At 63.0% G+C, this 24,909-nt stretch carries 24 protein-coding genes; 12 read left to right on the top strand and 12 right to left on the bottom strand.

The genetic code is table 11. From position 1 onward, the window contains the following. The first annotated feature begins 6 nt into the window (after positions 1-6). Positions 7-468, top strand: coding sequence for a transposase (locus NJU76_RS06195; protein ID WP_254531919.1), 462 nt, complete (start codon positions 7-9; stop codon positions 466-468). Here NJU76_RS06195 and NJU76_RS06200 read toward each other — a convergent pair. The 4 genes from NJU76_RS06200 to NJU76_RS06215 all read right to left on the bottom strand — a co-directional run bounded on the left by NJU76_RS06200 (position 432) and on the right by NJU76_RS06215 (position 5,652). Further along, positions 432-1,535: an IS630 family transposase gene (locus NJU76_RS06200; RefSeq protein WP_254531920.1), complete on the bottom strand. Its 1,104-nt coding sequence runs from the start codon at positions 1,533-1,535 to the stop codon at positions 432-434. The genes NJU76_RS06195 and NJU76_RS06200 overlap by 37 nt on opposite strands. 708 nt (positions 1,536-2,243) lie before the next feature. Further along, complete coding sequence (locus NJU76_RS06205; RefSeq protein ID WP_254531921.1) at positions 2,244-3,233, bottom strand: hypothetical protein; 990 nt, start codon at positions 3,231-3,233, stop codon at positions 2,244-2,246. 923 nt (positions 3,234-4,156) lie between these two features. After that, positions 4,157-4,771 (bottom strand): DUF7978 family protein, encoded by a 615-nt coding sequence (locus NJU76_RS06210; RefSeq protein ID WP_254531922.1) that lies wholly within the window; start codon positions 4,769-4,771, stop codon positions 4,157-4,159. A 509-nt stretch (positions 4,772-5,280) separates the two neighbouring features. Continuing rightward, positions 5,281-5,652: a DUF5518 domain-containing protein gene (locus tag NJU76_RS06215; RefSeq protein WP_254531923.1), complete on the bottom strand. Its 372-nt coding sequence runs from the start codon at positions 5,650-5,652 to the stop codon at positions 5,281-5,283. Between the two features lie 82 nt (positions 5,653-5,734). On the opposite strand from NJU76_RS06215, the gene NJU76_RS06220 reads away from it, so the two are divergent. Next, complete coding sequence (locus NJU76_RS06220) at positions 5,735-6,718, top strand: NOG1 family protein (protein ID WP_254531924.1); 984 nt, start codon at positions 5,735-5,737, stop codon at positions 6,716-6,718. Positions 6,719-6,877: 159 nt separating this feature from the next. On the opposite strand, the gene NJU76_RS06225 is transcribed toward NJU76_RS06220, so the two are convergent. Next, positions 6,878-9,169 (bottom strand): nitric-oxide reductase large subunit, encoded by a 2,292-nt coding sequence (locus tag NJU76_RS06225; protein WP_254532588.1) that lies wholly within the window; start codon positions 9,167-9,169, stop codon positions 6,878-6,880. Between the two features lie 269 nt (positions 9,170-9,438). Between NJU76_RS06225 and NJU76_RS06230 the strand changes: the two genes are divergently transcribed. Then, positions 9,439-10,305 (top strand): SDR family oxidoreductase, encoded by an 867-nt coding sequence (locus NJU76_RS06230; RefSeq protein WP_254531925.1) that lies wholly within the window; start codon positions 9,439-9,441, stop codon positions 10,303-10,305. Positions 10,306-10,618: 313 nt separating this feature from the next. On the opposite strand, the gene NJU76_RS06235 is transcribed toward NJU76_RS06230, so the two are convergent. Then, complete coding sequence (locus NJU76_RS06235) at positions 10,619-11,911, bottom strand: TIGR00341 family protein (RefSeq protein ID WP_254531926.1); 1,293 nt, start codon at positions 11,909-11,911, stop codon at positions 10,619-10,621. Between the two features lie 124 nt (positions 11,912-12,035). On the opposite strand from NJU76_RS06235, the gene NJU76_RS06240 reads away from it, so the two are divergent. Next, positions 12,036-12,509 (top strand): DUF7994 family protein, encoded by a 474-nt coding sequence (locus tag NJU76_RS06240; RefSeq protein WP_254531927.1) that lies wholly within the window; start codon positions 12,036-12,038, stop codon positions 12,507-12,509. A 146-nt stretch (positions 12,510-12,655) separates the two neighbouring features. After that, entirely contained in the window at positions 12,656-13,273 is a 618-nt protein-coding gene (gene engB / locus NJU76_RS06245; RefSeq protein WP_254531928.1) for a GTP-binding protein EngB, read from the top strand. Positions 13,274-13,326: 53 nt separating this feature from the next. On the opposite strand, the gene NJU76_RS06250 is transcribed toward engB, so the two are convergent. The 3 genes from NJU76_RS06250 to NJU76_RS06260 form a co-directional block, all read right to left on the bottom strand. After that, positions 13,327-13,608 (bottom strand): hypothetical protein, encoded by a 282-nt coding sequence (locus NJU76_RS06250; RefSeq protein WP_254531929.1) that lies wholly within the window; start codon positions 13,606-13,608, stop codon positions 13,327-13,329. A 61-nt stretch (positions 13,609-13,669) separates the two neighbouring features. Then, complete coding sequence (gene ddh / locus NJU76_RS06255; protein ID WP_254531930.1) at positions 13,670-14,599, bottom strand: D-2-hydroxyacid dehydrogenase; 930 nt, start codon at positions 14,597-14,599, stop codon at positions 13,670-13,672. A gap of 217 nt (positions 14,600-14,816) precedes the next feature. Beyond that, entirely contained in the window at positions 14,817-16,193 is a 1,377-nt protein-coding gene (locus NJU76_RS06260) for an eIF2B alpha/beta/delta subunit family protein (RefSeq protein WP_254531931.1), read from the bottom strand. 60 nt (positions 16,194-16,253) lie between these two features. On the opposite strand from NJU76_RS06260, the gene NJU76_RS06265 reads away from it, so the two are divergent. Further along, positions 16,254-16,754, top strand: coding sequence for a metallophosphoesterase family protein (locus NJU76_RS06265; RefSeq protein WP_254531932.1), 501 nt, complete (start codon positions 16,254-16,256; stop codon positions 16,752-16,754). 115 nt (positions 16,755-16,869) lie between these two features. Here the strand turns inward: NJU76_RS06265 and NJU76_RS06270 are convergent, their stop codons facing one another. After that, on the bottom strand, positions 16,870-17,331 hold the full coding sequence (locus NJU76_RS06270; protein ID WP_254531933.1) for a pyridoxamine 5'-phosphate oxidase family protein: 462 nt from the start codon (positions 17,329-17,331) through the stop codon (positions 16,870-16,872). A gap of 259 nt (positions 17,332-17,590) precedes the next feature. On the opposite strand from NJU76_RS06270, the gene NJU76_RS06275 reads away from it, so the two are divergent. Next, positions 17,591-19,648 (top strand): hydantoinase/oxoprolinase family protein, encoded by a 2,058-nt coding sequence (locus NJU76_RS06275; RefSeq protein WP_254531934.1) that lies wholly within the window; start codon positions 17,591-17,593, stop codon positions 19,646-19,648. Next, the gene (locus NJU76_RS06280; RefSeq protein ID WP_254531935.1) at positions 19,645-21,300 is read left to right on the top strand and encodes a hydantoinase B/oxoprolinase family protein; all 1,656 of its coding nucleotides are present in this window, start codon (positions 19,645-19,647) and stop codon (positions 21,298-21,300) included. Before NJU76_RS06275 ends, NJU76_RS06280 begins: the two co-directional genes overlap by 4 nt. 63 nt (positions 21,301-21,363) lie before the next feature. Here the strand turns inward: NJU76_RS06280 and NJU76_RS06285 are convergent, their stop codons facing one another. Beyond that, entirely contained in the window at positions 21,364-21,702 is a 339-nt protein-coding gene (locus tag NJU76_RS06285) for a hypothetical protein (RefSeq protein WP_254531936.1), read from the bottom strand. A 239-nt stretch (positions 21,703-21,941) separates the two neighbouring features. Between NJU76_RS06285 and NJU76_RS06290 the strand changes: the two genes are divergently transcribed. Continuing rightward, positions 21,942-22,712, top strand: a complete 771-nt coding sequence (locus NJU76_RS06290; RefSeq protein WP_254531937.1) for a coenzyme F420-0:L-glutamate ligase — start codon at positions 21,942-21,944, stop codon at positions 22,710-22,712. Then, positions 22,709-23,791, top strand: coding sequence for a 5,10-methylenetetrahydromethanopterin reductase (locus NJU76_RS06295; protein ID WP_256566380.1), 1,083 nt, complete (start codon positions 22,709-22,711; stop codon positions 23,789-23,791). Before NJU76_RS06290 ends, NJU76_RS06295 begins: the two co-directional genes overlap by 4 nt. A 132-nt stretch (positions 23,792-23,923) precedes the next feature. On the opposite strand, the gene NJU76_RS06300 is transcribed toward NJU76_RS06295, so the two are convergent. Further along, entirely contained in the window at positions 23,924-24,118 is a 195-nt protein-coding gene (locus NJU76_RS06300) for a DUF8024 family protein (RefSeq protein WP_254531938.1), read from the bottom strand. An 86-nt stretch (positions 24,119-24,204) separates the two neighbouring features. On the opposite strand from NJU76_RS06300, the gene NJU76_RS06305 reads away from it, so the two are divergent. Beyond that, positions 24,205-24,465: a DUF7573 domain-containing protein gene (locus NJU76_RS06305; RefSeq protein ID WP_254531939.1), complete on the top strand. Its 261-nt coding sequence runs from the start codon at positions 24,205-24,207 to the stop codon at positions 24,463-24,465. A 149-nt stretch (positions 24,466-24,614) separates the two neighbouring features. Continuing rightward, positions 24,615-24,809: a cold-shock protein gene (locus NJU76_RS06310; protein ID WP_254531940.1), complete on the top strand. Its 195-nt coding sequence runs from the start codon at positions 24,615-24,617 to the stop codon at positions 24,807-24,809. The last annotated feature ends 100 nt before the right edge of the window (positions 24,810-24,909 follow it).

A 24,909-nucleotide genomic window follows, 5' to 3' on the forward strand; every position in this document is an offset into this window, starting at 1 on the left:
CGCACGTTGCGGGAGTCCATCCGCCGACTCATCGAGATCGCTCGCCAGTTCGTCCAGATCAACCGCGTCTACTGCGACCGGAGTTTCTACCGGGTTTCACTTGTTCAAACATTGGCTGATCTGGACGTCAGGTTCGTCGTACGCGCGCCGAAGACACCGGGCGTCAAGCGCGTGCTTGACGCCCATGACGAGGAGACATTCGTCACCAACTACGAGATGGTCCGGAAACAACCACCGACGGGACGAATATCGGTAACACTCGTCGTCGTCCCGCACCGAACGCGGGACGACGACTCGTTCTGTCTGGTAACGAACTGTGACGTCTCGGTGGAGTTCGCCGAACCGTTTGCGGAAGCGTACCGCCGTCGCTGGGGAATAGAGACGTCCTATCGGAAGATCGGAGAGTTTCTCCCGCGAACGTCGGCTAATGATCAAGATAACTTTTGCAAATATGGACTGAGGAATTGATCGATCCAGGACTTGGCAAATCCGAGTCGGTCGGTAAGGGTGTCGAAGAGACGGCGAGCGAGAGTTCGGAACGCGCTCTCGCTCGCCACCACGATTGGCGAGGCAGTGCGTTTGAGTACTTTCCAGACCTGTTCAATCGGGTTGAGATGCGGTGAGCCGACCGGAAGAAAGACGAGATCAATACCGAGTTGATGTGCGCGTTTGCGCGTGTGTTCACAGATGTGAGACGAGAAGTTATCCAAGACGAGCAGAATCCGCGTTCCCGGATTCTGCTCGCGGACTTGCTCCAAGAGCGCACAGATGTTCTCTTTCGATTGATCTTCAGGGAACGTCAGGACACTTTCGCCGGTGAGCGTATAGCATCCGACCGCTGGTTCGTCAAGCTTCACCAGCGGTCGTTCCAGTGTCGGATCATCAACGTACCACAGTCGATGCGAATTGTCGTATGGTTGTGGATGCGAAGCATCACAAAAACCGACGACAGTTCCCCCATCCGTGCAAATATCGTCGTCGAGGACCCATCCTTCGTCCTCATCATCAGGACGCTTGTTATGTGCCGTCTCTGTCTCCTCGTCGAACGCGTCTGCGACGCGTTCTTCGAGGATTTCATCTGCGTTTTCTGGCCGAGAGGGGCGCTTTGGACGTGGTTTAGCGTAGGACAGACCGAGATTCCGGAGGAATCGACCGAGATAATCCGGATGGTACTCTACACCGAACTCTTCGTCCAAGAGCTGATGAACTTCCTGTGCTTTCCAGGGTTGCCCCTCCCGGAGAAGTTCTAAAAGACGCTCTTGTTCCTCGTCACCGAGCTTCGGGGGCCTTCCGCCCCCGAAGTTCGGTGTCAACTGACCAAGTCCGCCATCGTTCCATCGACGCGCCCAGCGACTTCCAGTCGACGCAGATTTGCCAACGTCGTCGGCTGCTTCCTCGTACGTTGCTCCCTTGTAGAGACGTTTGACAAAGGTGAGTCGCTTGATGATCTTTGGATCGTCTGCTTCGTCCAGCAGACGATCCAACTCCTGCTCACTTAGATGACGAACAAGATCGCCTCGCCGGTCTCCTCCCATTACTCGCCCGTCTCAGTCTATGCCCATAACTTCCGTCACTCATTAGCCGACGTTCGCGGTGCGGCTGTTCGAGTTTCTGTTCGCTGTGGCGTTGTACAATCTTTGGATTCTGGTGTGTCTGGTTCTCGTTGAGCAGCGAGTATTGACCGACCGGCCGGCAGTCTCGACAGCCCTGTTTCGGCTATTTGTATTGTCTCTTCCAGACAGTTAGCAGAGAGTGCGGCGGCCGACCCGGGTCAGCACGCCGCTGCCGACTAGCAAGGCTACATTCATTCCCTTCTGCGGTCAATTGATTGTCTGATGAATGTGTTTGCTCAAGGAGTGAACACTAGTTGACTGGTTAATCTTGACCCTGCGGTCGGGAACTGGACGCATCTGTTTGGAGGTTCGGCACCTACTGTTCAGTCGTGGGTTTTGCGCCTGTTCAGCACTATAACACGGTCACAATCATTGCCGGGCCTGCGCGGACCTGCTGCCGAAGTGCGCGAAAAGCTGTCGGGAGATAACCGCGGCCTGATTTCGGCAGAACCGGGTCGCGGACCGAGCCGGGCCCGGGGTTAGTCGGACGCGCGAGAACACCCGAACACCGCGGTCGATCTCCTCGATTCGGATAAAAGTACGCGTCAACGGCACTCACAAAGCCGGTGCTGATGCCGGTGCCGGTGCCGTTGACGGTTCATCGTCCCTGGGCAAGTGGGGGCAGCGCTGCTAACAGGACGCTTCCTGTCCGCAGTAGGAATCCTGCTCGTCGTAGTCGATAGAGGCCTCTGCGACCGTCTCGCCGTTCAGGGTGAGCGTCACGGTGGCCGTACAGTCCGGTTCGAGTTCGGTCCTGAACTCGGTCGAACTGTTCGCGCCGACGGTCAGTCCATCGGTGGAGCCACCGTCGCTGCCGCCGTCCGAACCACCGTCGCTGCCGCCGTCCGAACCGCTCCTGGCGTCGGCGACGATCTGGTTGATTTTCTCGACCTTGTCCGCCGCGTTGTTCAGCGCGTCGACCGCTTCCTGCGCCGCCGCGCCGAGGCTATCTTTTAGACGTTTCGCCTCTTTGCGCGCCTCTTCGGGCGTGCTGACCGGGTTGGCGATGTCCGTACCGATCTTTTGCTGAGCCTGTGCGTTGATCTCGTTGACGACTTTCGTGAAGATTTCGTCTTGAAGGGTGCTCGCCGTGTCGGCGGTGATCGCGTCGATCGTGCCGATCTTCTCGACGTTCTTGAGCTTCTCGTTGATGCTCTCGATGATCCCATTGATCTCCTGAACGGCCGCCTCGTTACCGCCGCCGGAGCCGCCATCGTCTCCGGAACTGCCATCGTCTCCGGAACTGCCATCGTCTCCGGAGCCGCCATCATCTCCGGAACTACCGTCGTTTCCGGAGCCACCGTCGTCTCCGGAGCCACCGTCGTCTCCAGAGCCGCCCGAGTTGTACAGCGGCGTCCCTTCGTTTGCGAGCGTTACTGGTTGGTCGGCGTTGTTTTCGACGTGGAACGTTGCGTATTCGCGGGCGGCGTCGACACATTCGGCTACGAGCGTAATCGCGCTCGGATCGATGTCGGTTGATTGAGTGGGAGAAGCCATTGATTCGGACCCATCGTTATCGACCGTTGCAGAAACACCGAGGGCGCCACTTCCGAGTAACGCGCCACTTGTCGCGATCATCTTCAGGCTATTCCGTCGTGAGAGTGGGGTTCCGTCTACCATGTTTTACTTCCCTAGCTGGAACTTTGTCCGTGACCAGTTAGGGTAAGAAGTGGTCATGGTTTTTATTAATATTATTATTCGAGTATTAAACAGTTGTAGAGTTGTACGTTTTGTGAGTCGGATGCATTAATCAGATATTTCACGCCCTGTCAGTGCTAATTATTGGAAAAGAGGACAAAATTGAAAGCGTAGATGGCGAACACGTCCGAGCGAACCACGCCCCATCAGAATGGTACGGTCGAGAGACCTGACGAAACGGATGCCGTCGGATCCGGTACACCTCGTCGTAATGTTTCGGTTCACCACGAAAATTCACAGTGAGAGCCCGTTCGGACGGCGGACGATGGTGCGCTCTCTCGGCGGGTGAAACGGGAACCCCCGAGACGAGTGCCACCGACGTTCGTGGGGCTCGAACGTCGGTTCGCGACCGAAACCACACCGCATACCGGTACGAACGGGGACGAAAAGCTAATTTGGTAGCACTGATACTCCCTCCGACGAGCGGGATGGAGGACAGGGACACGCTGTTCGGCCGGTATTACGGATTGTCCACGGAAGAAAGGACTCGGTGGGCCATCGTTTCTGCCGATTGGCTCGTCGTCCGTAAGCCGTGCTTGCCAGAGCGCCTCCCGCACCGTTTACCGTGTTGCAACGATTGATCAAAATAAAATAACACGAGTGACGCCCGACGCAGTCGCACTCACTGTCGATAACCCCGACGACGACCGAAGTCGATCGAACCGTCTACGCGAACGGTATCCACGACGCAACGACGTCGGTTCTGATCCCTCGAGGATCGATCGGACTCGGCGTACGATCCCCCGGTCAGCGTCCGTAAGGCGCTCATCGACAGAGTGACCCACTATCGGAGTGACCGAGTGCCGACGGACCGGGCGGGCACGGGAGACACCGCACCGACAGCGTTACGTGCTATCCGGGCCGAATACCGGCTCCTCGTGAGAAACTCGAGCAGCATACATCCCGACGACGCCGCCGACCGCACCGAACACCATCGGATAGAACGTTCCGGCGAATCCGATCGCCAGAAGCAGGTCGGGCTGCATCGGTCCCTCGCCGAGATCGATAGCGAATACGGTCGTGCCGAGAAGGACGATCGGCAAGTAGCCGATCATGATGGAGGTTCCCGTGAGAGCGGCGTCGGCTGTCGAGACCAGGTCGTGTCGCACGTACACCGTGACCGACGCGCCAGCGACGAGCAAGATCAGTATCGGGATCACGTACAACAACAGAGTGCTGCCACCCTCGGCGGAGACGAAGTTGTGGTTCGGCTCGAGTGCTTGCAGGATGCTATACTGTGGCACATCGATGGGGACGTTGTGGGCATTGTAGAACAACATACCAATCATTTCGACGGAGAGAGACTCGCTGGCGGCAAGCTCCAGTGCCTCGAACTGCTTGCTCGACGTGACGTCGCCGATCGCGGCGACGTAGGCGAGAACATAGCCGGCAATCCACGCGAGAGAACCAGCTAACGCCCCGACGACTATCATGGCTTTCGATTCGGAATCGATCAACATGCAAATTAAGAGTGATCCATAGTACAAAATAATTTCGGATTTTCAGTAAATAATAATTATTAATTATTTGAAAAGATATACTGAAGTTCAGTTCATCGTCACGGGTTCGAGACGGATTCGATGTGCAACTGGTGCTGTCGTCCGATCTATTCAAAGTGGAGAGTACCGCACCGGTTCGTGATGGAGTGACCGCTGGATCACCCACGTCGGCCGCATTCAGTCGTCGACCACGACGAGGAGAATTGACCGACGCGACGAGTAGGTACTAGAGATGATCGAACTCGTCAGTTGTACTGATTCCACAGGAACCAGTTGTATCGTCGACTGCGTCGACGGCTGGAGTGCCGAAAACGGAGATCACAGCCAGACCACTGGATGCGAGGGTGGGACACCGCGGTTACGGCTGGAGCGACTCTCACCCTCGAGCCTCTGGGTCACAGCCGGATGACTGAGGTCGGGCGCCGGACCGAGTTGGAGCGAGTCGGCGTAACTCGACGTCGCACCCGAAATCAAGTACGAACCGCAGCACCGACGGTACCGGCGACCGCGCTCTCGAGGGCCATGAAAAGGGAAATCGCGACGGCAAGCGCGAAGATCCCGAGGCCGGCGGTGCCGGCGATCGCGCCGCCGAGCGGACCTAGTGCGATCCCGGCCAGGCCGACTGCGACGCCGATGAGCAGTCCGCCGATGATACCGCCGAGCGAGCCGGCGAGTAGCCCGTGCCAGAAACCGCTTCCCAGACCGCCGCCGGCCATGTAGCCGGCGACGAACCCACCGATCAGCCCGGCAGCGAGCTGGCCGATGCCGGGGACGACGAGCCCGATGATTCCGAAGACGGTTACGACGAGGAAGCCGATGAAGACGGCACGCCAGTCGGTCATACTGAATCAGACGACGGCGAGGGGGATAAGCTCGCGGCGGACAACGAACGGCCTTTTATGAGCGCGCGTTCTACCTCTGACCATGATTTTCGAAGACCTTCCGACCACGCCCACGTCGGAAGAGCTGATCGACAAGGCGTTTTCGCGGGCGGCACGGGCTGGCAAGGCAAAGGGCGGCCTTGAGGCCCAGCAGTCGATGCTCCAGACGGCAGCCAACATCATCTCGGACAACTTAGAAAACGTCGTGACGGCGTGGCCGGACTTCGAGTACGACGCACATCCGTTCTACTACGAGCTGGCGGACGCGATCGTCGACGTCGACCGACTCCGACAGAGCCTCTCCGAAGTGATGTGGGCCAGCCGGAAGGCTCGCGAGATCCACGAGGAGTACCAGCCCCGCTTGCGTAAGACCGACGTCGACACGGCGCGCAAACACCGGAAACAGGCCTTCGCCCGACTCGCGGACATCGTCGAACAGATCGACGACGAACTCCTGTACATCAACGAGTCGCGAAACGATCTTCGCGACTTGCCCGACATCAACCCCGACGCGCCGACGATCGTCGTCGCCGGCTATCCCAACGTCGGCAAGTCCTCACTCGTCAACGAAGTCACCAGCGCCCGCGGCGAAACCGCGTCGTATCCGTTCACGACGAAGGGAATCGGTCTCGGCCATTTCGAGCGCGACCACATCCGCTACCAGATCGTCGATACCCCCGGCCTGCTCGACCGGCCACCGGCGGAGCGCAACGCGATCGAATCGCAGGCGGTCAGCGCGATCGAACACCTCGCCGACTGCATGCTCGTCATGGTCGATCCTACCGGCGAGTGCGGCTATCCGATCGGCTCGCAGCTCGAGCTTCGGGACTCGATCGCGGCTCAGTTCGAGGACGTCCCCGTCTTTACGGTCGCGAACAAGGCGGATCGATTCGACCCGAACGAACTGGACGAGGCGATCGCGGCCGATTACAGGATGAGCGTCGAAACGGGCGAGAACGTTGAGACCGTTCTCGAGGCGGCCGTCGAGGCGATCGATTACGAACCCGAGTTGCCGTTCGAGGGGTGAGGGACCGTCGAACGACTCGCGTTCGAGTGCCAGTTCGGCGAACATCGATCGGTTAGCCGTTCACAAACTTCGATCGTTCATACGGACTACTGTAAGTCATTGCCGGTGCAACCGCGACCGTCCTGCGATTGCACCGGTACATCGGTACAGCAGACCGTATCAGTCGTCGTCCTCGGAGAACACTCGATTTGCGACGGGGTGGTCCGATTCGCCGACGACGGCTGACGTCTGCTCGCTGACTTTTGCGAACGCATCGACGCCGAAGACGAACGCGCCGAGGATGATCATCACGTCGCCGGGGACGCGCAGCCAGAAGAGCAACTGAATCAGATCGCTGTTGTAAAACGCCAGGCTCCGCGAGGCGGCGTAGCTCTCGGTGAACGCGACCTCGAGCTGGGCGAAGCCGACCGGCATCAACGAGAGCAGCGTCATCACGGCGAGGCCGACGTTCAGGAGCCAGAACGACCAGCGGAGCCGACGGCCCGACCAGCGATCCCCCGGCACGGTGATTCGAAACATGTAGGTTGCCATGCCGAGCGCGAGGAAGCCGAACGCGCCGAACATCGAGGCGTGGGCGTGTGCGACGGTGAGGTACGTGCCGTGTTCGTAGTAGTTGATCAGCGGCAGGTTGATGAAAAATCCGAGCACGCCGGCCCCGAGGAAGTTCCAGGCCCCGCTGGCGATGATAAACATGAACGGAAGCGTGTAGGGGAAGGTCTCGTCGCTCGTCGCGAAGATGCGGTACTGTCCCAGCGCCTCGAAGAGGATCAGGACGAGCGGGATCAACTCGAGCGTCGAGAAGACCGTCCCGAGCGGGAGCCAGACGTCGGGCTGGCCGACCCACCAGTAGTGATGTGAGACGCCGATGACCCCGGTTCCCATCACGAACAGCGCCTGAAACATGACGGCTTTCTCAGCCGATTGTCTTCGGAGCAGCCCCATACTGACCAGCGTGACGCCGACGATGGCGACGATGAAGAACTCGAAAGCCCCCTCGACCCACATGTGGACGACCCACCAGCGCCAGAATTCCGTCACAACGATACTCGTTTCCGGCGTGTAAAGCATCCCCGCGAGAAACAACAGCCCAATCGAACCGCCCGCATAGAGGATCATGTGTGCGAGCCCATAGCGCGGTTCCCGATCCAGCAGCGGTTTGAACCCACGCGCGACCAGCACGGCCCAGAAGCCGAAGCCGGCGAGCAGGCCGAACTGCCAGAGCCGGCCGACTTCGAGGTACTCGAGGCCCTCGTTGCCGATCAGCCACCAGTACCAGCTATCTGTGTCGATGTAGCCGTTCGTGCCGAGCCAGACGCCGACGAAGCCGCCAACCGTGACGACGACAATCGCACCGAGTAGGCCCGAGACGTACGTCCGCTGACGCGAGGGTTCGTGTCCCGTCAAGAGCGTCGCGAGAAACAGCCCCGCCGCGAGCCAGAGGGCGGCGATCCAGAGGATGCCCAGATCGAGGTGGTACGTCTTCGCGATCGAGAACGGGAGCCACTGGAGGATGTCCCTTCCGGCGATCGATTCGATCCCGTAGAAAGCGTCGCGCTCGACGTAATAGTGAGCGAGCACTGCACCGAGTAACGTCTGGGCGATAAACAACACGGCTGCGACCAGGACGAACCAGGTCGCCGCGATTTGGCTCGGGAAGACGTCGATTTCGTCGGGGTCCGGGATGGAGACGAGCGAGGTCTCCGGTTCGGGAAGGGTGACGGACTTGTACAGCCAGATGCCGATTCCGGCGGCACCGACGAGCAGAATCAGGCTGATCGAACTCCAGACTGCCGTCCCGCCGGTCGGCGTGTTACCCGCTCCGGGCTGGTACGGCCAGTTGTTCGTGTAACTGTTGTCGGTCCCCGGCCGATCCGCGTGGGAGATCCACGCCGTCCAGAGGGCGAAATCAGCGAACCGTCTGGCATCAGTTTCGGACTCGATCGCCTCCGCGGGGACGCCACGTTCTCGGCTCCCTTCGTGGTACCGGTCGACGAATTCCTGTCGAACTTGTTCGTGGGCGTATGCCTCAGCCTCGGAGTGTTCTGGCGCCTCGGGTTCGGTCTCCTCGAGGTCGAGTTCGGCCAGTCGCTCGGCCCCTGCTTGCTCCGCCGGTTCGAGACGCTCGTAGGCCGTACCGTACCGCTCCTGTGCGTAATAGTCGCGCATATACTGGACCTTCAACTCGAGCGCGCTCGCAGTGTAATCTACGCCGTAGTAGGCGCCGTTGCCCAGAATCGACCCGTGATTCATCAGCCCGTTGGACTGAAACGTCGCCTTCCCCGCCTGAACGTCGGATTCCGTGACGATCGGTTCGCCGTCGGGGCCGTCGATCGCATCCGGAATCGGCGGCGACTGCTGCATCGAATACCAGGCACCGACACCCATAATTGCGAGGTTGAAGACGAAAACGACCGCGAGGATGCGCGCGAGCGTTCGTCGTCGGACCTCGATGTCGTGAAACTCGAGTCTCATGGCGATCACCAGTAGGGAGGAATGTGTCACCATATTTCACACGAGTTCGTTTAGTCGTTGGGGCGGTACGACCGGCTGTAACCAGTTGACGGAGGAGTCTCGGGGCAGTGGCCATCGGTATCGGCGAGCCCATCCCCACCTCCAGGACGAGACGATGACGTGGCCCGGCTGTCGCTGTATTTCCACTCGAAGGGGTAGCGTGTCGCGTTGGCGGATATATTAGTATCGTGAGTGTATGACACTAGCTGATGATCGACAAGCCAGACCTGACAGGGCAGACGGCATTTATCACCGGAACGACACGGGGGATCGGAAAGCAACTTGCGCTCGCGCTCGCCGAACAGGGGTGTAATATCGTCTCGACGGGGAAGACGGTCGACGATTCGGATTCCGATCTGGACGGAACGATCCACAAAACGGCCGACGCGTGCGCCGAGAAGGGCGTCGATACGCACGCCGTTCAGTTGAACGTACGAAACGAAGACGAAATCGACGCGGCCATCGAAGAGGCGATCGACGAACTGGGCGACATCAACATCGTCATCAACAACGCCTCGGCCATCCAGCTCGAGTCCGTCGAAGAGATGCCGGCCGACCGGTACGACCTCATGAACGAGGTCAACGTGCGCGGCACCTACCTCGTCTCCCGAGGCTTCATCGATCACCTCAAGGGGGTCGAGAAGGACGCCTGGATCCTGACGAACGCACCGCCGGCGAAGATCGATCGTGCGCCGGGAAGTGCCGCCTACTCTTGGTCGAAAATGGGCATGTCCTTCATCACCCTGTCGGTGGCCCAGGAACTGGCCGACTACGACATCGGCTGTAACTCCTTCTGGCCCGTCACCGCTATTGATACGCGCGCGACGCGGTACTTCGGAATGGGAACCGAAGACGACTGGCGCACGCCGGACATCGTCTCGGACACGGTCCTCGAAATACTCGATCGAGACCCGGCTGAATTCACCGGAAACGTCGTCTACGACGAAGACATCCTTCGCGAGGCCGGTATCGAGGATTTCTCCCAATATAATCTCACCGACGGTGACCCGGCCCCGCTCTCGGCACAAATCTTCGACCCGGACTATTCGCGACCCGAAGGCGGCGACGAAACCTAGGGTCCACCCACGACGGGGTAAGAAACTCAAGACTGCTGCCGGAGCGTCTCTCGAGCGGTGGTGTGGTCAACGGAACGGCTGCGGAGACCCCGAGCCACCGGTCGTTCGAGTCGAGTCCAGTGTCAGGTCGAACCCAGGAACAACCAGCAACGGCAATCAGCCAGCGTCGAAGACCAGCCGATCACGAGCAGTGTGGATCTCGAGGCCAGCACGGTATTCGCCGGCCCGGCGTCGAACCTTCGCCGCCGCAATCACTGTCCACCGCCCACCCCCTGTCCGGCGAGACGTATTCGAACGACGACGCACAACCGAGCTACCGCTCGAGGACGATGACGTATCTAACCTCCACCGTAACAGGGGAGTCGGCGTGACTGCCGATCCGCTCGTCGAGGACGGTGGCCAGTTCGGGCGGCGACCCGTCCGGTGGGCCGCCGATCGTCACGATCACCCGCTCCGGATTTCGGAACGGGTAGTCGGCCCCCATCACGACCTCGAGCTCGAGTAACTGGAATTCCTCGTATTCATCCTGTGCGAGGACCGCCCGTACTTCCTCACGGGCGTCCTGTTCGAAGGTACTCGCTTCGTAGGAGGCGTAGGTGATCCCGCCGAGAAACACCGCGAAGACGAGTACGATGACGACGAGTCCGACGATCCGGTGACGGAGTCGTCGTTCCGCTTCGCCGAGCTGGAACAGGTTCTCCGGCCGATAGCCGGCGTACCACAGCGTCAACAGCCCGGCCAGGTTCACCGAGAGGAGGTTGACGAGAACGAGAACTGTCGCACCGATCGCGGCCGACGGCTGACCCCACGCGAGCGAGATTCCCGCGACGCCGGCAGGCGGGATCAGCGCTGCTGCGATCATGACGCCGACGAGCGCGACGGAGGTTCCAGTCGCGATGCTGACGACGCCCGCGACGCCCGCGCCGAGTGCGATTGCGAGCGAGAGCAGATCCGGTGCGAGCCGCTCCGAAATTTCACCGACGTTAGAGAGCACGAGCCCCGGTGGGACGATGTTTGTCATCCGAACGAGCAGCGCGAAGATTGCAGCGGCCCCGATGGCGAGGACCACGCCGATGATCTGGAACGAGACGCTCTCAGCAAACATCTCCTCGTCGTCGAGCACCGTCCCAACACTGGCACCCAGCGCCGGCCCGATCAGCGGCGCGATCACCATCGAACCCACGACGACCGCGGGCGAATCCAACAGGAGACCCGCGGTCGCGACGATGGCGCTGATGACCGTCATCACCGTGTAGACGGGAAACGTCGGCGTCAGATCCTCGGCCTCGGCCTGTAACTCGTGGCGCGAGATGCGATCCGACTCGACGTTTCCGTCCTCGTACTCCTCACGCAAGGCCTGGAATCGCCGCGATACGACCGTCTCCGCATCGATGACGACCGTGTAGGCGTCCTCGTCGATCCCTGCGTCCTGTAACTCGTCTAAGACCGGTTCGACGGCCGCATCTGGCAGCGGAAAGTAGACGACCGCCATGTACTCTCGACGGCTGCTTTCGTCGGTCAAGACGTAGTCGATCTTCCGCTCGTCGAGCGTCTCGAGGATCGTCTCCCGCTTGCCCATCGGCACCGTCAGCTGTACGAGCCGCACATCGAAGGCTGAGGCGCTCAGGGATCATAACTCCGGGGCATCCTCCACCACGATCGGTCGATGCCGATCCGAACCGCCCGCGTCGTTCCGTCGTTTTCTTGTATTAACCACCGAGAATAGGGATATGATCCGTCGTTTCGCCTCGGTGTTCGGCACGATCGTACTAGTATTCGCCGTCGGCCTTCTCGTGATTTTCGGGCGCTACGGGCTCGTTGATCCCATCACGGCCGCAGTCATCGGTGGTCTCGTCCTCGCAGCACTGCTGTCGATCATCGGCAGCGTCGCGGATTCGATCGCCATTGGCCGACGGGCCATCCCGTGGAACGTCCTCGTCGGAACAGCGAACATCGTCCTCTCGGTCGCCGTCGTTCTCCTGTGGATTCGGACCGCCGTCATCACCAACGACGTGAGCTCGTGGCTCGTCGCCGCGGCGATGCTCACGAGCGGCATCTCGGTCTCCTGGCAGGGGAGCCAGATCGCCCGGAACAGCCACCACGTCGACCTCAATCCGGCCCCCTCGAGCCGCCGATTCGTCACCATCACCTTGCTCCTCGCAGGGTCGGTCGGCATTGGCTTGTTCGCGGTGGCGAGTATGTAGCGGTTCCGTCGCGCGGAAACGATATCGATCAGGATACGGGAGTGGGACTGCCCAGCGCGCGGTAGCGACCGGCGAGCGGCCGCGGGATCGACCGGCGACGGGACCCCTTCAGTGCGTATAAGCCACCGAGACGACTACACGAACGCATGTTCGATACGCGCCCCGACCGCGAGGCCGAAGTCGTTCTCGTCGGCCGCTCGAACGTGGGGAAATCGACGCTCATGCGCGAACTGACCGGCCACAGCTTCGACACGGGTAGCAAACCCGGCGTCACACGCTCGCCGAACCACTACGACTGGGCGTCCGAAGACTTCGTCATCACCGATCTCCCCGGGTTCGGCTTCATGAGCGGCGTCGACGAGGATCATCGCGAACAGATCAAGACCGACATCGTTCGGTATCTCGAGGAGTACGCCGAGAACGTCCTCGTGGCGATCCTCGTCGTCGACGGAAAGAGCGTCATCGACATCATCGACCGTCACTCCGGTCCCGACGAAATTCCCTACGACGTCGAGATGTTTCACTTCCTTCGGGACCTCGGAATTCCAACGGTCGTCGCCGTCAACAAGATGGACAAAGTCGACGACAGGGACGACCGACTCGACGAACTCTGCGACCGGCTCGGACTGTTGCCACCCTGGAAGCAGTGGCAGGAGACCATCGCCCCCATCAGCGCGAAAAAGGGCCAGCTCGGTCCGCTGAACGAAGCCGTCCGGTCACACCTTCACGAGCAGAACAGAGACGATCTGTTCAAATTCTTCTGATCTGTCGGATTGTGCCGCCACGTCAGCTGTCACCGTTTGTAACATCGACCGGTCTACGGTTCCGGGCTAACTCCTGTAAGGTTCGAGGCGATCCAGTCGTTCAGTTCCGCTTCGTGGGCGTCCCACACATCGCGGATTCGCTCGTATTCGTCCTGGGCCGCAGCCTCGCCGCGATAGCGAGCGATCGATTTGAGCCGGGTTTGCATCGCCCTCAGGCAGGCGTCCGTTTCGTCGTGCCAATCATATCCACACTGGACGAACACGGCGTGCATCAGCGACCACATACCGATTCCGATGCGCTCGTCATCGCCCTGACCGGGCGCCGCTGGGAACACCGCGTCGAACGTCTACACCAGTCTGTGAACCGAAAGCACTGGTTTCTGATACAGCGGCCGTTCAGACGACTCGATTCATCAGATCCTCACCAGTCTCGAGTCGTGAGACGTTCTCGCGGACGATATCGCCGACGTCGCGGAAGTAATCCCGCGTGTAGGCCGCACAGTGGGGCGAAACGATCACCTCGTCCATCTCCCACAGCGGCGACTCCTCGGGGAGCGGCTCCGTTTCGAAGACGTCCAGTGCCGCTCCTGCGAGGTCGTCGGCCTCGAGCGCGTCGATCAACGCCGGTTCGTCGACGACCGAGCCGCGGGCGACGTTGACGAAGTACGCGTCGGCTCGCATCGCGGCGAACGCCTCGGCATCGAAAAGGTGATGGGTCTCGTCGGTCAGCGGCACGGTGAGGATTACGAAATCGGCGTCGCCGATCGCCTCGAGCAGATCGTTGGTCGCGAAGACGTCGTCGAATCCGGGAACCGGGTCGGCGGACCGGTGGACGCCGGTCACGCGAACGCCGAGCCCACCGAGCGTTTCCGCGACGCCCTCGCCGAGAGTCCCAGTGCCGACGACGCAGGCCGTCGTGCCCGGGAGCGTAAATGCCTCGTCCCACTCGGGACGGTCCCATCGCCGCGCCTGCTGGTTCGCGACGTGATCGTGCAACCGCCGGGCGAACATGAGCAGGTAGCCCGCGACCATCTCGCCGACGGTCCGGTCGTGAATCCCCGTACTGTTCGTGAGAACGACGTCGTGTTCCTCAAGCGTGTCGAACGAGAAGCGATCGACGCCCGCCTGCGTCGAGTGAATCCAGTGCAGATCGAGAAATGCCTCGCGGTCCTCGTGGGTGACGACCGCGTCGCACGCGGCGATTTCGTCGTCACCGATCACCGTGACTTCCATCGGTAAATCTGCGAGGTACTCGACGAGTTTCTCCGGCGGAAAGATGCTGCTGACGGTTTCGTGGACGCCGATTCGCTCGAGTTCGAACTGCATGACGGTCGCTACAGAGGGCCCCAAATTGAAGGTTTCTACCTCGGCAGATACCTCCCGAGTCCCCGTCGAAGTGGCGGCTCGGGGAAAATCCTCGTCACAAGGGGCTCAGAGGGGGTAACTCTTCGTCACAGCCGCCGTGTGTCCCTACTCCCTCGAGGGGTTTCGGTCTGTCGTTCCGGCGCCGTCGCTCCGCAGTCGACGCGCGCCGTCGGTCCCGTTACTTGCGCCACTTCTCTAGCCCGCGCAGTTCCTCAGCCACCGCATCGATATCGGTCGGATCGAGCGTGCCGTGCTCTGTCACTATCTCGGTGACGCAATCGGCGGACGTCACGTCGAAGGTCGGGTTGAGTACGTCGATGGGAGCGTCGCCGTCGTAGACCGCGGCCCGGTCGCCTGACTCGAGGTTCACGACCTCGCGGGTCGAAATCTTGTCCGTGGCGGCCACGACCGATACTGGTGTCCCCTCGCGGTCGGCGGCGATCGAAAGCGCCCGCGTCCCGGTCTTGTTCACGACGGACCCGTCGGGCAGGACGGTATCCGCACCGACGACGACGCGGTCGACCTCCTCGGTCGCGAGGACGTGGGCGGCTGCTGCATCGGTATGGACCGTCACGGTGCTGTCGGTCGTTTCGGCCAGTCGTTCCGCGACGTCGATGCCCTCGCGAGCAGGCCGCGATTCCGCCACGTACGCGCGCGACGGATCTCCCTTACGCATCGCGTCGAGGACCGTTCCCGACCGCGAGAGCGTCGCGACGCTCCCCTCGAGGCACTCGGCCGCGTTGGTCGCGGCGTCCTCGTCGGCCGCCAGCGCGCGGTCGATCCCCGAGAGAGAGGCCTCGAGGATCTCGGGCGCGCCCGCATCCGGCCCGTCAGCGGTCGCCATCACCCGATTGACGCGATTGCGGAGGACCGCCATCGACGGCCGTGCCTCGAGCAATCGTCGGGCCAGTTCGGCGAGTTCCTCCCACTCGCTCTCGGGATCACGGGGTCCCCGTTCGTCGCCCCGAGTCGACGTCGTCGTCTCGCCCCGGGCTCGTTCTGCGACGAGCAATCCAGCTCGATCGCGCAGCACCTCGAGCGCGCGCACGGAGAGAGACGCTGCGCCGTGTTCGTCGTCGGCCGTGATCGACCGAACGGTGGGCGCGACGCGCTCGTAGGCGGTCCAGAGCTTCGGCACCGTCTCCCGGTCCCCGACTGCATCCAGCAGTTCCGTCGGCGGGACCCACTCGAAGTCGTCGTGCTCCTCGCTCAGATCGATCTCGCGAGTCTTGCAGTCGACGAGGTACGGATGGACGACCCACTCTCGTGCGAGCGTCGGGTCCTCGAACTCGACCGGGCGTCCGGATCGAACGAGCGAGACGGCGTCGGGCTCGAGCCCCGTTTCCTCGCGGATTTCGACGAGGACTTGCTCGTCCGGCCGTCCTTCTGCGAATCCGGACACGCCGCCCCACTGGCCCGTGTAGGTCCCGACCGAATCGCTGCGACACAGCAGCAACACCGCGGCGCGATTTCGAAGGAATGCGGTGACGACGTGACTCGGTCCCGACTCGTCGCTCTCGTTCCCATCGCGACCCGCGCCTGGTGTGTCGCTCATATACGAGGAAACGGCCGCCTGAAGGGAATCGCTTTCGGGACCAGGTCCCATACTATCGCTATGCAACGAATTGCGATCCTCTCTGATACGCACGTTCCCTCACGCGAACGCGCCGTTCCCGACTGGGTCGTCGCGGAACTCGAACGGGCCGACCACGTGATCCACGCGGGCGATTTCGACTCGAAGGGAACCTGCGACCGGATCGAATTACTTGCGGAGGGGGAATTGACGGCAGTTCGCGGGAACACCGATCCGCCGACGATCGAGATTCCCTACATCGACACACTCGAGGTCGATGGGGTGACATTCGCCGTAACCCACGGGTCCGGTTCGCCGAACGGGTGGGGACGACGGGTCGCGGAGATCGCTCGATCCAGCACATCCGACGACGATCCGGTTGCCGTCGCTGGCCACACACACGAGGTCGTCGACAGGACCGTCGAAGGGGTTCGAGTGCTGAATCCCGGCAGCGCGACCGGCGCGGCACCGGCCGACCGCGCGACGATGTACGTCGCGACCGTCGAGGACGGGACCCTGTCGCTCGACCTACGAACCGACTGACAGTCGCCGATCGGATCCGATGCCGCCGGCAGTTAGGCCGTGTAGCAACTCAGCGGCCCGTTCTCGGCGACCGATACGACCCAGATACAGCGGCGCGAGGTACCAACCGGACGGCTCAGTCGGTCGGACTCGAGAGATCACGCATCCGGTCAGTGTAGTCCCAACTATACAGTTCGTTTGGCTGGATTCGAATTCGGATTTCGTCGCGCGCGTCGCGTAACAGCCACTCGGCGAGAGACGAATCTGTTCCCCCGAGATAGCGTTCGATGAGGGCTCGGAGCGTCTCCTTGTTCCTGTCCGGAGACATGGCGGCAGTGCCGTTACCTCTGACACCCCGATACGGCGGATGGTTCGTCGAAATTTCGAACGCGACCTCCGCGTCGCTTCGGAGGAAGCGGACGACGTCGGCGTTCGCCCATGTCGCACACTCGAACGAGCCGTTTCGATACCGATACCACAGCGCAACCATCCACATGGACCCGTCTCCCCGCTGCGTTGAGAGGCGGATCGGGATCCGTGACTCGTCGAGAAAGGCCTCGAGTTGGCGTTCGGTCCAGGCACCGGTGATCTTGGCCATACGGTTCGTACGCAGGCCGCGGAGGAAAAGTACCCACTGTGGATCCGTTTCCGCTGCGAGGGAGCGGTGAATTCGTTCCCGCGTTCTCCACGATTGCTCGAGCGGGCACCGACCGATTCAGTGGCGCCAACGGGCCGCACATGCCGCCGACGAGGCGTGAACTATACCTGTCTCGGCCACCCCCATGTGACCATGACGCAGGACGAGACCGTATCGCTCGGCGAAGAACCGACCCCGATTCTCGAGGTGCCGAGCGTCGATGACGGGTGACGAACCGAGCGCCGACGGGCGAACCGGAGACGACGACACACGAATCGGCGTCGACGTCGGCGGGACGTTTACCGACGTGGCGCTCTCGGTCGACGATCGACTCGTCACGGCGAAAGTGCCGACGACGGACGACCAGCACGTGGGCGTCCTCGAGGGGATCCACAAGGCCTGCGATCGCGCCGGCATTGCGCCGGAAGCGATCGACGGCTTCGCCCATGCGATGACCGTCTCGGTCAACGCCCTCCTCGAGCGTGACGGCGCGAGAACCGCACTCGTCACGACCGAGGGGTTCCGGGACGTCCTCGAAATCGGCCGCCAGAACCGTCCCGCGCTGTACGATCTCGAGGCCGAGAAACCCGAACCCCTGATTCCCCGCGACCGTCGGTTCGAAGTCGACGAACGGACGACGATCGACGGCGTCGAGCGGTCGGTCGACCCCGATGAGATCCGCGACCTCACGGCGACCCTTCGAGACCGTGACGTCGAAGCCGTCGCAGTCTGCCTACTGTTCGCGTACGCCGCCTCCGAAAACGAACGGGTCGTCGCGGAGACACTGCGCGAGGAACTCGAGATCCCGATCTCGGCGTCTCACGAGGTTCTCGCGGAGTTTCGCGAGTTCGAGCGGACGTCGACGACCGCCGTGGACGCCTACGTTCGGCCCACAATCGATCGCTACGTCGGCCGGCTAGTCGAGGAGGTCGACGACGCGGGACTCCCCACACCGTGGATCATGCAGGCCAACGGCGGCATCGCCGACTCGGAGACGGCTCGCGAACGTGCCGTGACGACCACGCTGTCGGGGCCCGCGGCGGGCGTCGTGGGTGCGGCGGCGACCGTCGACGACACTGACGTGTCCGGACTCATCACGTTCGACATGGGCGGAACCTCGAGCGACGTGAGCCTCGTTCGCGACGGGCGCGTCGAGCGGACGACCGACGCCGAGGTGGATGGGCTTCCGATTCGAACGCCGATGGTCGACGTCCACACCGTCGGCGCGGGGGGCGGTTCGATCGCCTGGGTCGACTCCGGCGGCGCACTCCGGGTCGGCCCTCGGTCGGCGGGTGCAGAGCCCGGCCCGGCCTGCTACGGCCAGGGCGGAACGGAGCCGACCGTCACCGACGCCGCCGTCGTGCTCGGCTACATCGGTCCGGAGACGGCGCTGGGCGGCGAACTAACGCTCGACGTCGACGCCGCCCGCGAGACGCTCGAGCGACTCGCCGACGAGGCCGGACTCGAGGGGGGGCTCGACGCGGCCCGGGGTGTCTACCGCGTGGCAAACGCGACCATGACGCGAACGATCCGCGGCGTCACCGTCGAACGAGGCCACGATCCGCGTGAGTTTTCCCTGGTCGCGTTCGGCGGTGCGGGGCCGATGCACGCCACCGAACTGGCTGATTCCCTCTCCGTGGATCGCGTCGTCGTCCCGCGGCCCAGTGGGGTCCTCTCCGCGTACGGACTGCTCGCAGCCGACGAGAGCTACGACGCGGCCCGGACCGTCGGGGTCGACCTGGCGGCCGCCGATCCGGACGGTCTCGAGGACAGCTACGACGACCTCGTGTCGGACGTCCTCGCCGACGCATCGGACGCGGACGCGGCACGCGTCGAACGAGCGGCGGACTGCCGATACGACGGACAGAGCTTCGAACTGACCGTCCCCGTCGACGACGAGTTCGACGCGGAAACGGTTGCAACGCGGTTCCGCGAGGCCCACGAACGAGCCTACGGGTACGCCATGAACGAAGCGATCGAGGTAGTCACTCTCCGCGCGACGGCGACGGTTCCCGGGTCCGAACCGGCCGTCCGCCACGATGGGCGGGGAGACGACATCGTGGGCACTCGAAACGCACACTTTCCCGGCGTCGGACCGCGCACGGCGACCGTCTTCGACCGGGATCGGGTCGCCCCAGGTGCGACGGTGTCCGGACCGGCGATCCTCGAGCAAGCCGAGAGTACGACCGTCGTTCCGCCCGCGTGGTCGGGCGACGTCCTCGAGGACGGCACGCTCGTACTGACCCAAGAACACGACCCTGGAGTGAGAACACCATGACTGTGAGCACTGACGAGACGGGCGACACCGACGACAGAAGTATCGATCCAGTCACGCTCGAGGTGCTGCGCAATCAGCTCGAGGGCGTCGCGGAGGAAATGGGCCAGACCCTGATCCGCGGGGCGTACTCGCCGAACATCAAGGAGCGTCGGGACTGTTCGACGGCGCTGTTCGACGCCGACGGCCGGATGATCGCCCAGGCCGAACACATCCCGGTCCACCTGGGTGCGATGCCGGCCGCGGTCGATGCCGTCCGCGAGTGCGATCCTGAGCCCGGCGACGTGTTCGTCCTCAACGACCCGTTCACCGGCGGGACTCACCTGCCCGACGTGACGATGGTCTCGCCGCTCGCACCCGGCCGTCAAGGGGACGGCAGGAGCGACGGGGACGCGAACGACGATGACGGCGACAGTGATCGAAGCGACCGCGAGATCGTCGGCTACGCGGTCTCCCGCGCCCACCACGCCGACGTCGGCGGGATGACCCCCGGCAGCATGCCGGCCGGTTCACGAGAGATTCATCAGGAAGGCCTTCGACTCCCGCCGACCCGACTCGTCGCTGGCGGGCGACTCAGGGACGACGTCCGCTCGCTTCTCCTCGCGAACGTCCGCAATCCCCGCGAGCGCCGAGCCGACCTCCGCGCCCAGCAAGCGGCGAACGAACGCGCCGAGTCACGGCTCGCCGACCTCTTCGCCGAACACGGCCGTGAGATCGTCCGAACCGGGTTCGACGCTGTGATCGAGTACTCGCGCGAGCGCGTCGAGCGCGAGATCGAAGCGTTGCCCGACGGCAGCTACGAAGCGACCGACGTCCTCGAGGGCGACGGCGTGACCGACGAGGACGTCGAGATCGCCGCGACGGTGACGATCGACGGGCCCCGGATCGACGTGGATTTCTCGGGGACTGCACCACAGGTCGCAGGGAACCTAAACGCCCCGCTCGCGGTCGCGAAGAGCGCGGTCTACTTCGTCGTGCGGTGTCTCACCGATCCCGAAATACCGCCGAACCACGGCTGTTACGAGCCGGTGACCGTCAGCGCGCCCGAGGGGTCACTGCTGGATCCTCGACCGCCCGCTGCGGTCGTCGGCGGCAACGTCGAGACCAGCCAGCGAGTCACCGACGTAGTGTTTACCGCGCTCGCGACGGCTGCACCGGAGCGCGTCCCAGCACAGGGTCAGGGAACCATGAACAACCTGACTATCGGCGCGCGTGACGGCTCGTTCACCTACTACGAAACCATCGGTGGCGGCTTCGGCGCGCGTCCCGACCGCGACGGGATGGACGGCGTGCAGGTCGGGATGACCAACACGCTCAACACGCCGATCGAATCGCTCGAGACCGAGTACCCGCTCCGGGTCGCGCGCTACGCGCTCCGCGAGGGCAGCGGCGGCCGCGGCCGGTTCCGCGGGGGTTTGGGGCTCGAGCGTTCCGTGACCGTCGAGACGGACGCGACCGTGTCGCTGCTGACCGAGCGCCGACGCCACACACCGAAAGGCGTCGCCGGCGGCGAGGACGGCGCGACCGGCGAAAATGTGATCGACGGTGAGTCGGTCCCCGCGAAAACGACAGTCGACGTTCCGGCCGGGACGACGATAACGGTCAGGACGCCCGGCGGTGGGGGCCACGGCGATCCCCACGAGCGGGGGGAGTAGACCCGAGTATGGGGACCGCGGATTCCGTCGAAAGGGGAATCGTCGCCGGGAACGATTCGCGGATCAGACGTCCCGTGAGCCGACTTCCGGTACTCGAGGCTGGTTCGGACCTGACACGCGCGTCCAGACGACGCGGGTGCCGATCGTCGTCAGCGAGGCGAGAATCAAGAACGAGCAGAAATACCACGGCTTGTACTGCACCACGGCCAGTCCTCTCTGGGGAGCGGGCACGACTCCGAGTGCGAGCAGGTAGAACGCGGTCAGGAGGGCGAGCGACGACTGGCGATGACCGTGCCAGTAGAGAATGCCGACGAGAACGCCGGAGAGCAGGCCGAGCTGGCCGGAGTGAAGTTCGGGAATTGTGCTGAAAATCGACGAGAGGACAGTCTCGACGGTAGCCATGAATACCTCACTCTCGCTCGTGACCAGCATATGACTCCGCCTGCAATGATGCAGCCAATATGCCACCTGCTCGCACGCTCATACCGCGGGCCCACTAGAGAGACGGCGTTTCCGTTTCCACAACCGCATTCGAACCGCTGTTCGGCGGGTTCGTTCGGACGTCCGTTCTCAAGGACGACTAGACTGGCTCGATTATCCGGTGACGGTGCGTTTTTGACGTCGCTTCCCCACCCTCCGGTATGGAACTCAACGGCGTGGCGGGTCTGCCCGAGATCCGCCCCGGCGACGACATCGCGTCCCTCGTCGCAGATCGTGCGGATCTGCAGCCTGGCGACGTACTCACCGTCGCGAGCACCATCGTGTCGAAAGCCGAAGGTCGCACGGCCGACCTCGAGGACTTTCCCGAAAGCGGCCGGGCACGAGAGATCGCCGATCGAATCGCCGCGGTGGCTGGAGAGGAGAAAGACCCCCGGTTCGCGCAGGCAGTCCTCGAGGAGAGTACGGAACTGCTGATCGACTTACCGTTCCTGCTGACCGAGACGCGATTCGGCCACATCTGCGTCAACGCGGGGATCGACCGCTCGAACGTACCGGATCACGATCTATTGCTCCTGCCGAAGCGGCCGGGTGAGAGCGCCGAGCGGATCCGGTCGGGGCTCGAGGAGCGTGGGATCGTGGACGTGGCGGTGATCGTCACGGACACCTGCGGGCGCCCGTTCAGACACGGCCAGCGCGGCGTCGCACTCGGCTGGGCCGGGATGCCCGCTAGTCGGGACTGGCGGGGCGAACTCGACCGCGATGGCCACGAACTCGGCGTTACAGTCCAGTCTGTCGTCGACGAACTTGCCGCCGCCGCGAATCTCGTCACCGGCGAGGGAGCCGGCGGCACGCCCGCAGTCGTCGTCCGCGACTGGGAGTTCGGCGATCACGAGGGCAGCGACGAACTGTTCCGTTCGGTCGAGGAGGACCTCGTACGCCAGGCGCTGCGGGAGTGGAGGTTCGACGGATGACCGGCGAGAATCGAACGACGGACGATTCTCGAGAAAGCGATCGGGGAGCAAAGCGGCCCGCGAGCCGCGAGAGACGGGAGGACCGAGATCCGACGTGGGCCATCGAACTCACCCCCGAACACCCGCCCGATCGAATGGGCGACCTGGCGGCACTCGCGGAAACGGAGGGGTTCGAGGTCGCGTTCGCGAGCAGCCACTACTTCAATCGAGATCCGTTCGTCGTCCTCTCGCGAATGGCCGAGGCGACTGACCAGATTCAGCTGGGACCGGGCGTCGTCAACCCGTACGAGACCCATCCGGTGAAACTCGCCGCCCAGACGGCGACGATCGACGAAATCAGCGATGGCCGGGCCATCTTCGGCGTCGGCGCCGGGGATCGCTCCTCGTTGTCGAACCTTGGGATCGAACGCGAGAAGCCGCTCCGTCGCGTGCTCGAGACGTTCGAGGTCGCTCGCGACCTCTGGGCCGGCGAGACGGTCACCCACGAGGGGACGTTCGCGGCACGAGACGCGTCACTGAACCTCGAGCCGTCGTCCGACGGACCCCCTGTATACGTCGGTGCACAGGGCCCGCACATGCTCCGGATGAGCGCCAAGTACGCGGACGGCGTGCTGGTCAACGCCGCCCACCCGCGGGACCTCGAGTGGGCAGCGGGCGAGATCGAACGGGGACTGGACGAACGCCCGGAGGAACGCGGTCCGTTCGAGTCGCTTGCGTTCGCGAGCGTCAGTGTCGCCGGCGACGACGCAGATGCGCGGGAGGCGGCCCGCCCTCCGGTCGCGTTCATCGCCGGTGGCGCCGCGGAACCGGTCCTCGAGCGCCACGACATCGACCGCGAGGCCGCGACGGCGGTGAGCGATGCATTAGAGCGCGGGGACCTTCCCGATGCGTTCGGCCGTGTTACCCCGTCGATGATCGATGCCTTCTGTATCGCCGGGACGACCGAAACGGTCGCCGACCGATTCGCGGCGGCACTCGAACACGTCGATGGAATCGTCGTCGGCTCTCCGCTCGGGCCGAACCTCGAGGACGCAATCGAACGCGCGAGCGAGGCGCTCAGTCGTGCGACGGAGCGGTGAGCGGTATCGTGGTGACTGAGGGTGTATGTATCTCGAGGTGAACGGTGAGCACGGAAGCGTCAGCGATGAACGGAGAGCGGTTAGCATGTGACCGTCGGCGGAAAGTGACGGTATCGAAGGACCGAACGGGCGTCAGTTCGCGGTGAAGAGGTTGCCGACGGCACCGAGGGTGAGGATGCCGAAGACACCCATCGAGACGGTGATGAGCAGTGTGCCAATCAGGATCAAAAGCGGTGCAAGTCCTTCGCCCATCGCCACGTCGCTGAAGAGGGCGGTCATTTCGATGAGATTGTCCACGATGATGTTCATCGGTGTAAACGTGTCCATGTTCTGGGGTTGTGACCGGTCCTACTTGGCCGTGCCGGTCCCCCGTCGGCGGAGCGATTAAGCCGCCACCGTTCGTACCTCGGTCCGTGACCGACGACGCGACGCTCTCAGATTTCGTCCCGAACACCGACGACGAGGAGGCCGACAGCACGTCCGACGGAGCGGACGAATACGACGAACCGGCCGTCGACTCGAGTGCTGGTGGCGATTCGCGGAACGGACCCGGTGACGTCGAGTTCTCGACGTTCGCGTCCGGCGACTACCAGTGTTTTCGTTGCGACGAGACGACGGGCCGTGTCTGGCGTGAGGAGGGCGAATTAGTCTGTCCGAACTGCAAGAAGTGGTGAATCGACTCGGGGTCACCCCAGGGACGTTTTCCTATACTGCTTGAAAAGGTACACCGTCTACCGGTGACGGTAATTACGGACTTCTCGCGGCGTCCCTGCAAGTGTACCCCCGAACATTTATATTTGCGTCGTGGGTTTGTTTACCTGCAATGGCGAAAGGTACGGTCGCGTTCTTTAACGACACTGGCGGCTACGGATTCATCGAGACTGACGACGCGGACGAGGACGTGTTCTTCCACATGGAGGACATCGGCGGCCCTGACCTGGAGGAGGGTCAGGAACTGGAGTTCGACATCGTTGAGGCCGAGAAGGGGCCGCGCGCGACGAACGTCGAGCGTCTCTAGGCAATTCCGACAGGGGTATCGTTTTCAGATCGCTATCCTGGAAGCGACAGCGCTGACGGCCGTCCCGAGAGCGCCGCGCTCCGTAACGGCAATTCAGTCC

The sequence above is a fragment of the Natrinema gelatinilyticum genome (genome assembly GCF_024266705.1).
GTDB classification, from domain to species: Archaea; Halobacteriota; Halobacteria; order Halobacteriales; family Natrialbaceae; genus Natrinema; species Natrinema gelatinilyticum.

Excerpts from the sequence above, each read along its gene's own strand:
- NJU76_RS06200 (WP_254531920.1), bottom strand. The coding sequence starts at position 1,535 with ATGGGAGGAGACCGGCGAGGCGATCTTGTTCGTCATCTAAGTGAGCAG.
- NJU76_RS06205 (WP_254531921.1), bottom strand. The coding sequence starts at position 3,233 with ATGGTAGACGGAACCCCACTCTCACGACGGAATAGCCTGAAGATGATC.
- NJU76_RS06210 (WP_254531922.1), bottom strand. The coding sequence starts at position 4,771 with ATGTTGATCGATTCCGAATCGAAAGCCATGATAGTCGTCGGGGCGTTA.
- NJU76_RS06215 (WP_254531923.1), bottom strand. The coding sequence starts at position 5,652 with ATGACCGACTGGCGTGCCGTCTTCATCGGCTTCCTCGTCGTAACCGTC.
- NJU76_RS06220 (WP_254531924.1), top strand. The coding sequence starts at position 5,735 with ATGATTTTCGAAGACCTTCCGACCACGCCCACGTCGGAAGAGCTGATC.
- NJU76_RS06230 (WP_254531925.1), top strand. The coding sequence starts at position 9,439 with ATGATCGACAAGCCAGACCTGACAGGGCAGACGGCATTTATCACCGGA.
- NJU76_RS06240 (WP_254531927.1), top strand. The coding sequence starts at position 12,036 with ATGATCCGTCGTTTCGCCTCGGTGTTCGGCACGATCGTACTAGTATTC.
- engB (WP_254531928.1), top strand. The coding sequence starts at position 12,656 with ATGTTCGATACGCGCCCCGACCGCGAGGCCGAAGTCGTTCTCGTCGGC.
- ddh (WP_254531930.1), bottom strand. The coding sequence starts at position 14,599 with ATGCAGTTCGAACTCGAGCGAATCGGCGTCCACGAAACCGTCAGCAGC.
- NJU76_RS06260 (WP_254531931.1), bottom strand. The coding sequence starts at position 16,193 with ATGAGCGACACACCAGGCGCGGGTCGCGATGGGAACGAGAGCGACGAG.
- NJU76_RS06265 (WP_254531932.1), top strand. The coding sequence starts at position 16,254 with ATGCAACGAATTGCGATCCTCTCTGATACGCACGTTCCCTCACGCGAA.
- NJU76_RS06270 (WP_254531933.1), bottom strand. The coding sequence starts at position 17,331 with ATGGCCAAGATCACCGGTGCCTGGACCGAACGCCAACTCGAGGCCTTT.
- NJU76_RS06275 (WP_254531934.1), top strand. The coding sequence starts at position 17,591 with ATGACGGGTGACGAACCGAGCGCCGACGGGCGAACCGGAGACGACGAC.
- NJU76_RS06280 (WP_254531935.1), top strand. The coding sequence starts at position 19,645 with ATGACTGTGAGCACTGACGAGACGGGCGACACCGACGACAGAAGTATC.
- NJU76_RS06285 (WP_254531936.1), bottom strand. The coding sequence starts at position 21,702 with ATGGCTACCGTCGAGACTGTCCTCTCGTCGATTTTCAGCACAATTCCC.
- NJU76_RS06290 (WP_254531937.1), top strand. The coding sequence starts at position 21,942 with ATGGAACTCAACGGCGTGGCGGGTCTGCCCGAGATCCGCCCCGGCGAC.
- NJU76_RS06295 (WP_256566380.1), top strand. The coding sequence starts at position 22,709 with ATGACCGGCGAGAATCGAACGACGGACGATTCTCGAGAAAGCGATCGG.
- NJU76_RS06300 (WP_254531938.1), bottom strand. The coding sequence starts at position 24,118 with ATGGACACGTTTACACCGATGAACATCATCGTGGACAATCTCATCGAA.
- NJU76_RS06310 (WP_254531940.1), top strand. The coding sequence starts at position 24,615 with ATGGCGAAAGGTACGGTCGCGTTCTTTAACGACACTGGCGGCTACGGA.